Here is a 14,490-nt window from a genome sequence, read left to right as displayed (position 1 = left end):
GTACTAAACGTGTAATTTGGCACCGTCGGTGCATCATTCACTGGCGTGACTATTACCGTCACCGTTGAAACTGCCGTTCCTCCTTGGCCATCGGACACCAACACTGTAAACTGATCCGTCCCATTAAAGTTCAGGTTCGGCTGGTAGCTAAACGTTCCATCCGTATTCACCACGGCCACTCCGTTGCCCGGTGCCGTTTGTAAGCTAAACGTTAACGGATTTCCATCGGGATCTACCGCCACTACTTGATTGATTAACGTGCTATCTTCCGCAATCGTAAAACTAACATTGGACGTAATTGGGGGATCATTGACAGGGATAACATTAATGGTCACCGTTGAAACTGCCGTTCCTCCCTGACCGTCTGACACCAATACCGTAAACTGATCCGTCCCATTAAAATTCAAGTTTGGTTGATAACTAAACGTTCCATCTGCATTCACTGCAGCTATTCCATTTGTTGGACCATTTTGCAGCTGATAACTAAGAGGATTTCCATCCACGTCCGTTCCTACCACTGCTCCTACCACAGGACTGTCTTCTTGCGTACTAAACGTGTAATTTGGCACCGTCGGTGCATCATTCACTGGCGTGACTATTACCGTCACCGTTGAAACTGCCGTGCCGCCTTGACCATCGGACACCAACACTGTAAACTGATCCGTCCCATTAAAATTCAAGTTTGGTTGATAACTAAACGTTCCGTCCCCATTCACCACAGCTACTCCGTTGCCTGGCGCTGTTTGCAGGCTAAACGTTAACGGGTCTCCGTCAGGATCTACTGCCACTATTCGATTAATTAACGTGCTATCTTCCGCAATCGTAAAACTGACATTGGACGTAATTGGGGGATCGTTTACGGGGATGACATTAATCGTTACTATTGAAACCGCCGTTCCTCCTTGCCCATCTGAGACTAATACTGTAAATTGATCACTTCCATTAAAATTTAGATTTGGCTGATAACTAAATGTGCCATTTGCATTTACTACGGCAATTCCATTTGTTGGCCTATTTTGCAGCTGATAGCTAAGAGAATTCCCATCTACATCGGTCCCTACGACTGCTCCTACCACAGGGCTATCTTCTTGTGTAGTAAACGTGTAGTTTGGCACCGTCGGTGCATCGTTTACAGGCGTTACTGTCACTGTCACTGTCGAAACTGCTGTTCCTCCTTGCCCATCTGACACCAACACCGTAAACTGATCATTTCCGTTGAAATTTAAATTGGGGGTATACGTGTAAGCTCCACTATTAGTTACGACAACTGTGCCGTTTGTTGGGGGAGATTGTAATTGGAAAGTAAGTAAGTCACCATCTACATCTGTAGCTTGTATCTGACCAACTAAAGGGGTATCTTCATTAGTAATAACTGCATAGTTTTGAGTAACGGGATTATCGTTTACAGGCGTATTTATAATGGTTACTACAGAAGTAGCTGTTCCTCCTTGCCCATCGTCTACAATAACTGTAAATTGATCGGTTCCATTAAAATTTAAATTGGGGGTATAGACAAATTGCCCATTAGGATTAACAGTTACTACTCCATTAGCCGGTCTCGTGCCAATACGGTAAGTTAGAGGGTTCCCGTCAATATCATTGCCAATGACTGTTCCAATTGCTACAGTGTCCTCCGGATTTGTAATAGTATAATTAGGAACTGTAGGAGGAGTGTTAATAGTTGTTACACTATTGACAGGAGAAGCACCTGATCCGGCTAATATATTTCCTGGTGTACTTTCAAATTGGTAATTAATAAAGACTTGATTACCAAGAGAAGAGATTGCTGTCAGAGGACCAACTACTCTAACCTGATATGTCAATACTCGAGTTTGATTAATATTTAATGTACCAAGTGACAGGCCATTTCGGATATCTGCATTTGTCTGAGTAACTCCATCCACTTGCAAACTATTAGGAATAAAAGTTGTTGCTGAAGACAATGGATCTGTAGCTATTAGAACATTGGCAGAAGCTGTACCAGTATTACTTACTTGGACTGTATAAGTAATAATATCTCCTGTTCGAGCGGATGTAACATTGGCAGACTTTGATACATTTAAAACAGGTGCATTAATATCTACTTGAAGAGCTAAAGCACTAATAACGTAAGTATCTCCACTCGTCGTTCCACGTACGACGGCACTGGTTTGGTTATTTGATAAACGAGCTGAGACGTCAATATTGGTAATATCCCATCCCTGCCTCGCACCGGATAAGCTACCTCCTGGTGTGCTATTTAAACTGCCAAATTGTCCACTTGTATCTAATACACCACTATCATTATTAATTTGAGAAGCAAAAAAGTTATTTACAGGGTTATTCGGCCCCGAAACTGGTTGTAAAGCTGCAACCGTAGGGCCAAATTGGAGCTGATCACCTACTATAGCTGAATCCCCTTCAATAGCACTTACTAATAATCTACCATTTACTGTTCCTGTAATAGGCGTACCAAACCCAGTTACAGCTGCCGTAGAGCTTCCTGTAGCTGAACTTGTTAATTCTGCTCCAACAAAAATGGACAAGTTACGAGATTTCTGTAAAGGATCAGCATAGACTACGGCCAATGTCCATCCGGCTGCATTGGCATTGTTTTCTGTTGTACTTTGTGTTCCTGGAACTCCTAATACCGAATAAGTACCTGATTGAGAGATTAGGTTCGTAACATTTGCACTACGAACGTAATAAAAGCTTGAAGTTGTTAAGGTAAAACGTGTAGCCGTGTCTGGCTGCACGCTAACTGTTCTGGTAGGAGTAATAAAAGTCACAGCGTTATTTAAAGCTGCGCTAACATCTTCTCCACCATAAAGATAGCTTCCACCCCATATTAATTCTGCATAAAGAATTTGAGTAGTGGTAGATGGGATTCTTAAAACTGCACTAGAAGAGTTTTGTAGATAATTTGCCGTAGTTCCTGTAGGAAACGATCCATCTATGGAGCTTGGATTTACACTGAAAAAAGTTCCTATTGAGCCTGCTGTTCCAGGAGCATTAGCATTGGCTTGTTTATTTAAGCCAAAAGTGTTTCCTGTAAATGTAACAGCCCCATTAGCATTGGTTAAAAACCGATTAACATATGGCATTTACTCACCTCTGATAATAAAATAAATCGTAACAGTATATGTAAAGTACCAATAGAAATGTGTATATAGACCCGTCTTATTTTGGGTACAAAAGATAATATTTTTCAGATTGTTAAATCGTAACAACGCTCGTTCTGACTTAAAATATGTATAAATAATATTATCTGTTTTCTAATTTAGGAGTCTAAAAAGTTATAAAAAAGCCTACTCCCACCGTTTCGCTGAACTTCTTTTCTACGCTCGATCACAAATATTCCTTTAATCGTTCCAAAAAAATAAGCTGAAAAGTTAGTTTTTATACGATTGCTTTTATAAGCAAAAACAGTCTCTTTAAACGCTTGAACAGGAAGGAAACTTAAATCTTCCAGGGGCTTTTCTAAACAGCTCGCTTTGTAAGCTAATCGGACTTTTCTCCATAAATCATAAATATCATCTGCACATGAAAAAAAAGGTGTTACAGCATTTTTAAAAGATTTTGGTATGTAAGATGGTACATAATCAGACGAGAGTTTAAAATTAACATCATTACGTATATATTTATTTAAATCTTTTAAAGATAAATTATAGGTAGACTGTTTTTTTGTGTCTTTACTCTTACTCTCCCAAGCGTTCTCAGTATTTTCTGTTTTCACATCTGCTTCAACATTAGACTCTAAGTCAAGCTGTAAATACTTAACCCAGTGATTAAAAAAAGGGTGGTTCACAAATAAGTGCACTGGATTTCCCTTTCCATTGTTACGAGGGCAACGACGATATACAGTAATAATTTGTCCTTGTTTTCGTAGTTCTTTTAAATGACGATCGATTGTTCCTTTTGACTTTTCGTAGGTTTTACCTAAATATGTACTACCAGGAAAGCAAAATCCTTTTTCTGCAGCAAACCAACAAAGCCGATCTAAAGCTTTTCTAGTTCCTTCATGGAGGCGATAAAACTTTTCTCCGTAAAGGTTTATAATTTCTTTAAGTAATTTTCGTTTCATTGATTGATGTTGAGAACGGTTTTCTATGAAACTCTGATAATTTTTCATATAATCAAATTCTTCTGCGGTAAGCATACGTGTAGTAGACATTAGTCTATCCTCTCCTTTTCAGGAACAAAAAAAGACATCGCATCCCGTGAAATAGGAAAACGATGTCGGATTTTTTGACAGACTACGCCCTTGAAATAAATTTAATTATCCGATAAAATAAAGGCGTAACTAAATTTATGTATTAGGACTTCGACAGGTGTTTTCCCTAGTGCTTTTAGGGTTAACGGTGTAAGGGTGTTGGCGCACCACTTGCACACGTTGGAGTCTTTTTATATTCCGCACTGTTTTGGTGACTCTATTATACCGTCTATTAATCTTATAATTCAATAAGAATTCATGAACTCCTCATAAAACCTCTGTATTTTAACTATGATTAAAAATTGCTTCGTTTGGATATACTCCTAATATTCTAAAGAACTCACTAAAAATTTATCCCTTTACCTAATTATTAATCTTGAAAGTTGTAAAACAGTAAAACAACTACTATCTTATGTTGTTTTACTGTTTTACATATTGTTTTATATATTTGTTTTATTGTTTTATTGTTTTAGAACGTCTATAGACACTGATATTACAACGTTTATAAGCCTAAACTATCACTAATTTTGCGCGAACTATCACTAATTTTGCGTGAACTATCACTAATTTTGCGTGAAACTATCACTAATTTTGCGTGAAACTATCACTAATTTTGCGCGAACTATCACTAATTTTGCGTTTAAAATGAAAATATGGCTTAAGTATCACTAATTTTGCGTGAACAATCTAGATGTGCTTAAAGTATCACTAATTTTGCGTTTAAAATGCAGACAAGCCTCAACTATCACCAATTTTGCGTATTAAAATGAAGATTGAGTTTAATAAATCAAGAATGAGTAAGGTTTCTAAAGTCAACAAACCTCATGAAGTATCACTAATTTTGCGTGATATTTAATTTCTAAGGACAGATTACTCTTTAACATGCAATTTACACAGTATCACTTTTATGATATTTTAGTGATAGTTTAGAAAAATATGGGGGATATTATGAAGAAAACGACTGTCGTTCAACCATATGATCTGGAAAGTATAAATATAAAAAATTGGGTAACTAAATCAAACATCCTCATTGAGAGTACATATAAATTGTCTTTACAAGAGCAAAGAATTCTTTTAATCATGGCATCTAAAGTGCAGCCTAATGATGAAACGTTGAAGACCTATAGGTTTCGAGCTAAAGATTTTATCGAAATCGTAGGCAATAAGAAAGGTACTGGTTTTTATTCGTACCTAAAAGAAATTGTAAATGGACTTCAAACCAAAATTCTTACGATAAAAGAAAAAGGCAGACAAAGAAATTACAACTGGGTAATCACGTCTATCTATGAAGAAAACGAAGGGTACATAACATTACAGTTTCATCCTAGCTTAAAGTATCTGTTTTTAGAGCTTAAGGAGAAATTCACATCGTACCAATTAGAGAATGTAGTGAGACTCAATTCGGTCTATTCCATTCGTATATATGAGTTGCTTAAGCAATATGAGCGTCTGCGAAAAAGGGAACTCACTCTTGAAGAATTACGTCATTTTTTAGCTATTGAACCTACTAAGTATAAACAGTATGGTCATTTTAAAAGCAAAGTATTAGCAGTAGCTCAAAAAGAAATTAATAATAAAACGGATATCTACTTTGAATTCGTGGAAATAAAAACTGGTAGAAAAGTAACCTCCATAGAATTTATTATTACCAGTTCGCCTGCATTGAATGGTTCTAGCTCTACTCAAGAGAAAAAACTAGAATTAAATCAATCCTTCTCGAAATTAGAAGACAACACAAACAGCCTTGAGAATGATTTAGCAGGATTAGGGGTTAAGCCAGAAAAAATAGAGTGGCTTTTATCAGAATTTACACAAGACCACCTAGAAAGAAATATAAGATACACGCAAAATCGTTTGATTACAGGAGATGTGACTCACCCTCATTCCTACGTAGTAAAAGCGATTCAAAAAGATTATGCCCAGGTCTCACAGGAATCAAAACGCATTAACTCTAAAAAGGCTGCAAAAAAAGAATTAGTTCCAGATTTTATAGCACAAGCTAGAGATAAAGAACAAATTCTTAACGATGCAACTTTAAAAGAGAAGCAAGAATTATTTTTAAAAGAAAATGGAACTCAAATAGAATTTGAAGAAAAGCTCTTGCAGTTTCAAGAATTAAAAAGAATGCTGATTCTAAGTTCAGATCAACCTACCCAAGAAGAAATAAAAAAAGCCCAAGAAGCAGGCTTACAAGAAGTCATTCGAAATATGGAAGAAGATTATAATAAACGTGAAAAATTAGGCTTAGAACCAAGAATTGTTAAGGATTTTAAAAATAAAGAGTTAAAAAAAATGTATAAAAACTTTTTACAAAGTAAAGTTTTAAATAGAAATTAGCTATAGAAAAAAAAAAGACGTGTAAAACCTTGCATTGCAGAGATGACTTTTACGCGTCTTTTTTTTGAGCCTAGGTAAATTTAATATACACAAAGAAAAAGGAATCATTTTAGTAAGCTTGTTTAATCATTTTTGTTATAATAATAGTATATTAAATTTACCTAAAAGATTGGGTGTGTCTTATTTGAATAACTTTATTTTACTTGGAGATTTCTTATCTCATTTAGTTGAATCTAAGAAAAAAGCTTCTACAATATCAATGTACAAGCATGATCTAAAACAGTTTTTTGAATGGTTAAATCAATCTCACCCTAATATCCCTTCAGAAACTTTGCCAGGAGACAAGAAATATTACGACGAATATTTTACCTATTTAAAAGAAAAAAACTTGTCAGAAGCTAATCTGAGGCGTGTAGCATCACATTTAAATGGCATGTTAAAGTATTATAGCCTCACAGATGATATTGGATTTTTACAAGCAACAACAAAAAAACAACGAGCATTAACTGATACTGATTTTATAACTGAATCGGATGCTTCAATCCTTTTAGATTCAGTTATAAGTCACAAACATTTAAATGATATTCAATTACAGATACATAAATACATAGGTCCGCGTAACCATTCCATGTTCATCTTAATGCTTCGTTACGGTCTTACCATTAACGAAGTTGTATCTTTAAATATACAAGACATTAACTTTGCACAGAATACATTAACGGTAAACACAAGCAAATCAAAACGCACCTTAGAGCTTTCTAAACAAGATAAGAAAATCATATATGATTACCTATTAACAATCCCTCTATTATTTAGACCTAAAGATTATACAAATGATCCGTTATTTATTTCTTTTCATCCTCAAAAAATGGTTTATTGGTATGATTACAATTTAAATAAACCTAAAAGGATTAGTATAATCGGTACAAAACGTATGATTGAAAGAGAAGTCAAACGTTCAGGTATACAAGCAATTGTAAGGTCTACTCACTTTCGAAACAGTTGTATACTTAACAAAATTCATGGTGGATATTCAAACGAACACATTATTTATTACTTTGGATTGTCCAGCCGCCATGCTTTATATCGATTTAAGCGATATCTAAAGACAAAATAAAATATTAAGTTCAACTCATTTTTTACCAAAACATCTTTTATATAAGTAATTTTTATTTTGCAAGTTAAACTTAATTTTATTTTCACCTTAGTTAATTTTAGAAAAAATCATTAAGTTTAACTTAAGTTAAACTTAATGATTCACTTTTTAAAACAGTTAAATTTTAAAAAGTGGATTGCGATGGAAACAACCTTCTCAAGGATTACAAATTCAAAATTTCGCGGCCATGTCTTGGTTGTATAACAACGAATTTCTTGTAAAATGATCTAGAATTTAATTAGATTTATTATTCTCGGCTAAAATCTAGAAGAAGTTCACTCTAGATTCGTTAAAAACTCTTTATTTTCAATGGTTCATTGTATTTCTAGCTTTTGCTATAAAATTTAAATAACTTAGAAAAAATTAAGATTAATTTTAACTCGAAAAATAATTCTATAAGAATTGTATAAACAAAAAAGAAGTTCCATTAAACCAACGTAATAAATCCAGAAGATATAGGTATATAGGATTTATATTATCTTACACAAAATACTTAATGAGCTACACAAAATACTTGAATTAAAGTTAGAGAAAGTACATTCTAGATTCGTCTGAAGCTATTTTATATCAAGCTTTCTAGGTACTCTAGTTTCTTTGGACCTTAGGAGAGGAAAAGATCTGAATCAGTTGTTAACAAAGATATTTCTTAACAGTTAATGTTGATCCTTAAGTTGCTTTTTTTTGAACTTTATATATAATCTATCTACATTTAAAATAAACAATTTTACTCTTGAAAAGTTTATGATTTCATCTAGAATTGAAAAGGAAGAATAAAAGGCCTAACGAAAGAAAAAGAAAAATGTACATAAAAAACAGGAATATAAAGTAATTAATAGAATTTTACTAGAAATATAAATCTTGAATAATATCTCGCAAAACCGCATTCTAGAATTGCCATTAACACTGATATATCAACTTCAAAGTATATCTAGATTTTTATACAGAAAGGAGAATCCTAGAAAAATGCATGAAAAAAATAAAGATGAAGTAGTCTATACTTTGAAAGACACAGTAAAGCTAACTGGATTAAGTGTAGATCTTATTCGCTTATATGAAAAAGAATTCAATCTCCAAATTCAACGAACAGAAGGCGGACATAGGCGCTATAACAAACAAAACATCGATTTATTAACTGAAATAAAAAAAAGAATTCAAGAGCAAAACTGGAGCTATAAGATGATAAACCAGTGGCTTCAAGGAGAAATTGTACCGGAGACAGTGGATGTTCAATCAAACCTTGAAAAAAAAGTACAATCCCTTGAAGAAAAAGTTCAAGAGTTGCTTAATCGCTCTGAAAAAGATGAGCAATTTCAATTAGCGCTTATCCAACGACTAGATGAACAAGGAAGCCTTATAAAGAAACTTACAGAAAAACTAGACCACCAAGACAAATACATTGAAAACAATCTAGAGAAACGCGATGAGAAATTGACTAGTGCCATACGTGAAATTAGTGATACAAAAAAACTTATCGCGGCCGCCCAAGAAAATCTTGATTCAAAACCAAAAGGATTCTGGAGTAAGATTTTTGGGGGTTAATACGTTACTTAAACGATAAAAGTAGCAGGGTTTTTTGTTCATTACAGAAAATCCTGCTGCTTTTATCGTTTATTTTCGATGAATAAATAGTAAATTTAAAGATTTTATGTTTAGTTGCCAGAAGAAATTTATTATTGTTAAACAATTCTATAAGTTCTTGAAGGGGAATTTACAGGTGTGGCAGCTTTTACTAATACAGTTTGTCCATTTGACGGCATCCTATTTTTAAACACATAAACTCTGGTTTATCCGCCTGGAGTACCACGTCCTCTAGAAGCCTTTCTTAGCACGATACTTCTTTCGTTATTTGAATCAAGTACCCAATGAAAATACCATAGCTGTCGTAGAAACTGCCTATTGGTATCTTGATGGCGTTCATCAAATATACGATGATTGATTTGCTCTGTCCAACATAAATATCGACCACTAGAAATTCTTCATTGTTTATGTGATCGGTATCTAATTCCTACGCAAGATTCACGGTTTATTATTCCTAAAAAGAAATGTGTGTCTTTGTAACATTTTTATTGTAAAAGATACGTGAAATTTATCAATAATCCATTTATGGAACTGATATTCTTATAGGCAATTAGAGGAGAGGTGCAATTTCAAATGGATGAAAAAGTTGTTATCTTTATGCACATTCCTAAAACAGGGGGAACCACACTTAATAATATTTTTAAAAAGTTCTACTCTGAAAATGAAATATACGATCATGTTCCTTTAGAAGAGATGAATAAACAGTTTAGCCAATTAAAAGAAGAAGATAAAAAAAACATAAAAGCTATATCCGGCCATCATTTCTATGGAATACATGAATTTTTTTCTCAACCCTATGTTTATTTTAGTATGATGCGTCATCCGGTTGAGCTTATCATATCATTATATTATTTTTTGAAATCGTATCCAGGGTATTATGAAGAGAACATGAAACATATGTCTTTTGAAGACTACATTGATTGGGACCCTCAAGCTACAAATGGCCAAACTAAACAAATTTGCGGGGTGAAATCTCAACTAAGCGTAGAGAAAGCGAAAGAAAACTTGCTGGAATTTGGATCAATAGGAATAACAGAAATGTTTAACGAATCGCTTCTGTTACTAAAGAAAAAATTCAAATGGGGAAATATTAAATATAAGAAGGTGAATGTGACAAAATCTCGCCCTTTGCTCAACGAAGTCCCCATTGATATCATTAAGAAAATAGAAAAGCACAATGAGTTGGATATAGAGCTGTTTCAGTATATAAAATCTAATTTCATCAAACAAATAAATGATTTATAGAAATAAAAATGAAAGCTCTCAATAGAGAGAGCTTTCATTTAATATATAAGAAAAGGTTACCTTATTAAAAAAATGCGGTATCAAATCCCATATATAGTTAGTTCAATTTTTTATGATAAAGGGATTATGTCTCATTTAATTAATATAGCCATGTAAGCTTCATACGCTTTGTATAAGGTTCATATAGGTCTTTTAAATAGTTACGTGTTATTTGAATAATTTGAGGGCTCTTGTCATCCTTTTTAAGCCTTAGCATTAAATCATAAGCCTTTGTCCTTTCTTTACGTACCAAACGCAGCAAAACTAACAAATCATACGTATGAAAGCATGCAAGTTCATTAAAAGGCCTCTCAACGTCCTCTAAGACCACAAATTCTTTTGATTTAGGTCTTTTTATATTTAAAGTAGCTCCACAAAAAGAGCAGCTATCTTCTAATACCTCTGTCCCGCAATAACTACATATCAAACTGTATTCACCTCGTTTACTAAAAGGAAAAGTAGGCTTAAGCCTACCTAGCTAGCCTTAAAGGCTATTTTAGCTTTTAGGGTATTCCTTATCCAGCCGTTTTTGTCGTTGATTCACAATACGTTCATTTACAACTTTTTTAGCAAGTTTAGTTACTTCTAGTTCTAATAGATCTGTTGTCATAATTGCATCATAGCCGTGGTGAAAATATAATCCATTCATGAACTCGATAAGAATTTGTGTATTCTTATCTGCACTATTTGTTCCTAATCGAATCTTTTTTAGTTCGCTTTTTAATGCATCATTGAGATTTTCACTAACCGTTTCCGTAATATAATCTAACGACCATTCTTTCTTTTTTTCTTCTCGATACTTTTTACAGATATCCATAATCGCTTCTCCTGGGAAACGAAGTTTATGTTCAGCCATATAATCTTGGATATATTGATCCGTTTCTTTATCAAGTGTAATCATACGTCGTTGTGTTTCCATTACTCCTCTACATCTCCCATCAGTTCATAGATAATATCATTCATCTTTTCAATTGATATCGCACATTGTTTCATCATTTCGATGTTCTGTTCAATGATAGCTTCTAATCTTTTTTCTCTTTCTACTTGCTCATCAAAAAAAGCTAATACTTCAAATTGTTCTTTCAAAAATTTTTGACGAGACATTCCATTTTCTTTCGCTAGTGCATCAACTTTTTGCATAGCAACCGGATCAATATTTCGTAAAAAGATATCCATGAAATCATTCCTTTTCTGTCAAAGTACAAAATTTCCAGTACGAGTAGAGAAGAGCATAAGGGGTTTTTGATATCACATGGCTGTGATATGCTGGGCAAAGCCCAGCAAAACAACGTTTTCACCCTCAAAAAAGTGACCCCACGAAAACTTCCAGTCTGTCGACCTGCTGTTGACCTGAAGAGCAAAAAAAGCGCGTAATGTCGACCTGATGTCGATATCAAAACTTACACCTTTCTGGAAATGTTGACCTACTGTCCACTCACCGTCCCCTCAACTTTTATGAAGTTTTAACTAGTTTTTGAAAGATTTCTTGATGATAATTCGTGAAGTTTTGAGAAGAAGTTTGGGTAGTTTTTTTATAAAAATCGATTGCTTCTTTCATCGAAGAAACGTTTAATTTTTGCAGAATGCTGCGTCTCTGATTCTTAATTTTGCTCTCTTCTTTGAATAAAATGTTTTGCATTTCTGTAATTGAATGGCCATCAAGTGCAAGAGTAAAAATGTCTTGTTCAGACGACCTAAGTTGTTTTAAAAAAAGTTTTTCTTTAAGTATTTGGCATTCTTCTTCAACACGTTTAAGGCGATCTACTTCGTGTACTAAGTCGGAAGCTACACTCAATATATTCTCAATACCTATTAACAACTTTTCAGTTTGATCCATAATAAGACCCTTCTATTTCTAGAGGGCAACCCATGTTACAATGTAAGTGTCTATACATGTGATTCTACATGGGGGTGCTTCCTTTACAGAGGAAGTGCCCTTTCTTTGTTTACTTTTTTTTTCTTACTTTCTTCACATGCTCTTCTAATAAAGCCTTTACATACTTTGTAATACTTGTATCATTCTCTACAGCTAAGAAACGCAACTCCTTGTGTAACTCTTCTGGAATATCACATGTAAGTCTTCGATTACCTTCTTTAACCCTGCTCATATGCTCTCCTTTTCAAGCAACGTATTTAAGTTGCAACGTTGCTTTTGGTTAATTTTAAAGGATATAATTTCCAAAGTCAATAAAATAATCGTGCTGTCATTGGACAAGCATACAAGCAAATTATTAGCAATTACATAACTTGTACTAATTATATAAAAGGAAGTGCATTAATTGAAAAAATCAAGAAAGAGAAAATACAGATATAACTATAGTTACTCAGTCCAATCTCAGGGTGATCCTTCGGTTAATGTTTATGGTATCTTTACTCCCGGTTCTGCCCCCAGTGATAGTAATGGCCGGCAAAATAGATTTAATCGAGACATTGCCTCAGCTAATCAGATATGGAATAGTGGAGGTGAATGTAATATAAACTTTATTTCACAACCTATAATCGAAGTAAATACAGTAATAGATGCGACCGATTTAAGTACTAATGAAGCATTTAGAGGACCTGTTGAGAATCTCATCAATCAAGTTAAACAAATGAATGGGAATCAACCTGGCATATACGTTGTTTACACAAGTGGCAATGATTTTGCATCTCCTTCAGGTAATAGTCGACCTATAGGTGTTGGTGGAGTAATAATTGAGAATTTTAGAGTTGAAAACGGTGTACCTCAATTTACACTCTTTGGATCCATTGCATTAAGTAACAGAGCTTTGAGTGCTCCTTTTGCATTTGCACATGAAGCAGGACATGCTTTATTTACTCACCTTAATAACCAACCTGTTAATAATGTATTCATGTTTGAATCTATAGATCCTACGGGTCCTTTTATTGATTCTGCAGGAAATATTGATACAGCCCACAGTAACCTTACAGGTAATCTCATGGCTCCTATACTCCCTAACAGTACTCCAACTATTAATCCGTTACAGTGTCAAAAAGCTAGCATGAGTAGAATATTTCAATAATCTTAATAGGAATTTAAGATCGTTATTGTTAAAGAGTAGAGATTTTCAAATGGTTTTCTTGAAAATCTTACTAGTACCTTGTATAGATACTAGCATATATTGAATTAAATAAAGTTCATTTGTTTCAAGATACTTGTCCTATAACATTACAAGTATACAAACATTATTTTTATTAGAGAATAAATTATATAGAAAAACCAACAAAAAGGTTAATTTCTCAACGTTTAAAGGCATGAATGCTTTACTTGTTGCTAATGCTGAGGACCTTGTAAGTCCCTCAGCATTCAGAGCCACTAATCCTAATACTACTATTCCTATTTCTCAAGCTGATACTTTTGTAAAAGTTACATTTCCAAATGAACAATTTGATATAGGTAATAATGAATATAATGCAGCTACTTCAATATTTATACCTGAGTTTAATGGTGTATACGCGTTTAATGCATCAATCTTCTTTCAGCCAGATAATCCAAATATTGATTATGAAGTAGAATTATTTTTTTAAGTAAATGGTTTATTATTAGATGCTGAGGTTGAGTTTCTTGGGGCATCTAGTCGTTTTGATGGTGTCATAGAGATCAATGACATACTTCAATTAAATGCTGGAGATAGAGTAGAAGTTTTAGTTGTTAGTTGTTTTAGTACTACTCCAGGTAGAATTAGAGCAGACAACAGAATATACTTTGCTGGAGCTAGGTTCCCCTCTGCAAAACAATAATTTAATTTTATAATTATACCCATAGTTAACATAATCAACATTCTAGATACCAAAAAAAGCTTTGATTTTGAAGGGACTGACCGGGACTGACCCCCTAGAGTGAGACAAATAAAAAACACCTTTAAGTTAAAAAACGGGTATGTAGTACCTAACAATAACTTGGAGGTGTTTTTTCTATGGGGACAAGAGTCAGTTATCCGGT

At 33.9% G+C, this 14,490-nt stretch carries 13 protein-coding genes; 6 read left to right on the top strand and 7 right to left on the bottom strand.

Going from position 1 to position 14,490, the window contains the following annotated elements; all coding sequences use genetic code 11:
- Together ACH0CI_RS26945 and ACH0CI_RS26940 are read right to left on the bottom strand one after the other, a co-directional pair.
- Window positions 1-3,083: beta strand repeat-containing protein (locus ACH0CI_RS26945; protein WP_406902529.1), on the bottom strand; the 3,083-nt coding region annotated here is incomplete at its 3' end.
- Window positions 3,084-3,259: 176 nt separating this feature from the next.
- A complete protein-coding gene (locus ACH0CI_RS26940; RefSeq protein ID WP_226556644.1) occupies window positions 3,260-4,153 on the bottom strand; it encodes a helix-turn-helix domain-containing protein in 894 nt (297 codons plus the stop codon).
- 987 nt (window positions 4,154-5,140) lie between these two features.
- On the opposite strand from ACH0CI_RS26940, the gene ACH0CI_RS26935 reads away from it, so the two are divergent.
- The 4 genes from ACH0CI_RS26935 to ACH0CI_RS26920 all read left to right on the top strand — a co-directional run bounded on the left by ACH0CI_RS26935 (window position 5,141) and on the right by ACH0CI_RS26920 (window position 10,508).
- Window positions 5,141-6,529 carry a replication initiation protein gene (locus tag ACH0CI_RS26935; RefSeq protein ID WP_098113943.1) on the top strand — a complete coding sequence of 463 codons (1,389 nt, stop codon included), beginning with the start codon at window positions 5,141-5,143 and terminating at the stop codon, window positions 6,527-6,529.
- A 184-nt stretch (window positions 6,530-6,713) separates the two neighbouring features.
- Window positions 6,714-7,646: a tyrosine-type recombinase/integrase gene (locus ACH0CI_RS26930; RefSeq protein ID WP_098113944.1), complete on the top strand. Its 933-nt coding sequence runs from the start codon at window positions 6,714-6,716 to the stop codon at window positions 7,644-7,646.
- Window positions 7,647-8,648: 1,002 nt separating this feature from the next.
- Complete coding sequence (locus ACH0CI_RS26925; protein ID WP_226556642.1) at window positions 8,649-9,224, top strand: MerR family transcriptional regulator; 576 nt, start codon at window positions 8,649-8,651, stop codon at window positions 9,222-9,224.
- 612 nt (window positions 9,225-9,836) lie between these two features.
- Window positions 9,837-10,508 (top strand): sulfotransferase family 2 domain-containing protein, encoded by a 672-nt coding sequence (locus tag ACH0CI_RS26920; RefSeq protein WP_406902527.1) that lies wholly within the window; start codon window positions 9,837-9,839, stop codon window positions 10,506-10,508.
- A gap of 139 nt (window positions 10,509-10,647) precedes the next feature.
- Here ACH0CI_RS26920 and ACH0CI_RS26915 read toward each other — a convergent pair whose 3' ends face one another.
- The 5 genes from ACH0CI_RS26915 to ACH0CI_RS26895 form a co-directional block, all read right to left on the bottom strand.
- A complete protein-coding gene (locus tag ACH0CI_RS26915) occupies window positions 10,648-10,974 on the bottom strand; it encodes a hypothetical protein (protein WP_406902526.1) in 327 nt (108 codons plus the stop codon).
- Window positions 10,975-11,043: 69 nt separating this feature from the next.
- Complete coding sequence (locus ACH0CI_RS26910; protein WP_099000525.1) at window positions 11,044-11,466, bottom strand: hypothetical protein; 423 nt, start codon at window positions 11,464-11,466, stop codon at window positions 11,044-11,046.
- Window positions 11,466-11,723, bottom strand: a complete 258-nt coding sequence (locus ACH0CI_RS26905) for a hypothetical protein (RefSeq protein WP_226556641.1) — start codon at window positions 11,721-11,723, stop codon at window positions 11,466-11,468. The genes ACH0CI_RS26910 and ACH0CI_RS26905 overlap by 1 nt, the downstream gene beginning before the upstream one ends.
- A gap of 277 nt (window positions 11,724-12,000) precedes the next feature.
- Complete coding sequence (locus tag ACH0CI_RS26900; RefSeq protein ID WP_154975002.1) at window positions 12,001-12,384, bottom strand: helix-turn-helix domain-containing protein; 384 nt, start codon at window positions 12,382-12,384, stop codon at window positions 12,001-12,003.
- A 109-nt stretch (window positions 12,385-12,493) separates the two neighbouring features.
- Entirely contained in the window at window positions 12,494-12,655 is a 162-nt protein-coding gene (locus ACH0CI_RS26895) for a hypothetical protein (RefSeq protein WP_155916276.1), read from the bottom strand.
- A 171-nt stretch (window positions 12,656-12,826) separates the two neighbouring features.
- On the opposite strand from ACH0CI_RS26895, the gene ACH0CI_RS26890 reads away from it, so the two are divergent.
- Window positions 12,827-13,570 carry a hypothetical protein gene (locus ACH0CI_RS26890; RefSeq protein WP_186807103.1) on the top strand — a complete coding sequence of 248 codons (744 nt, stop codon included), beginning with the start codon at window positions 12,827-12,829 and terminating at the stop codon, window positions 13,568-13,570.
- A gap of 232 nt (window positions 13,571-13,802) precedes the next feature.
- Window positions 13,803-14,075 carry a hypothetical protein gene (locus ACH0CI_RS26885; protein ID WP_226556640.1) on the top strand — a complete coding sequence of 91 codons (273 nt, stop codon included), beginning with the start codon at window positions 13,803-13,805 and terminating at the stop codon, window positions 14,073-14,075.
- Window positions 14,076-14,490: the final 415 nt, after the last annotated feature.

The sequence above is a fragment of the Priestia sp. 179-F W1.4 NHS genome (assembly GCF_045369295.1).
Taxonomy (GTDB): Bacteria; Bacillota; Bacilli; order Bacillales; family Bacillaceae_H; genus Priestia; species Priestia zanthoxyli.
Note: the sequence above shows the minus strand (reverse complement) of the source record. Positions and strands in the feature narration are given on the sequence as shown.

Coding starts and splice junctions, on each gene's coding strand:
- ACH0CI_RS26940 (WP_226556644.1), bottom strand. CDS start 4,153: ATGTCTACTACACGTATGCTTACCGCAGAAGAATTTGATTATATGAAA.
- ACH0CI_RS26935 (WP_098113943.1), top strand. CDS start 5,141: ATGAAGAAAACGACTGTCGTTCAACCATATGATCTGGAAAGTATAAAT.
- ACH0CI_RS26925 (WP_226556642.1), top strand. CDS start 8,649: ATGCATGAAAAAAATAAAGATGAAGTAGTCTATACTTTGAAAGACACA.
- ACH0CI_RS26920 (WP_406902527.1), top strand. CDS start 9,837: ATGGATGAAAAAGTTGTTATCTTTATGCACATTCCTAAAACAGGGGGA.
- ACH0CI_RS26910 (WP_099000525.1), bottom strand. CDS start 11,466: ATGGAAACACAACGACGTATGATTACACTTGATAAAGAAACGGATCAA.
- ACH0CI_RS26905 (WP_226556641.1), bottom strand. CDS start 11,723: ATGGATATCTTTTTACGAAATATTGATCCGGTTGCTATGCAAAAAGTT.
- ACH0CI_RS26900 (WP_154975002.1), bottom strand. CDS start 12,384: ATGGATCAAACTGAAAAGTTGTTAATAGGTATTGAGAATATATTGAGT.
- ACH0CI_RS26895 (WP_155916276.1), bottom strand. CDS start 12,655: ATGAGCAGGGTTAAAGAAGGTAATCGAAGACTTACATGTGATATTCCA.
- ACH0CI_RS26885 (WP_226556640.1), top strand. CDS start 13,803: ATGAATGCTTTACTTGTTGCTAATGCTGAGGACCTTGTAAGTCCCTCA.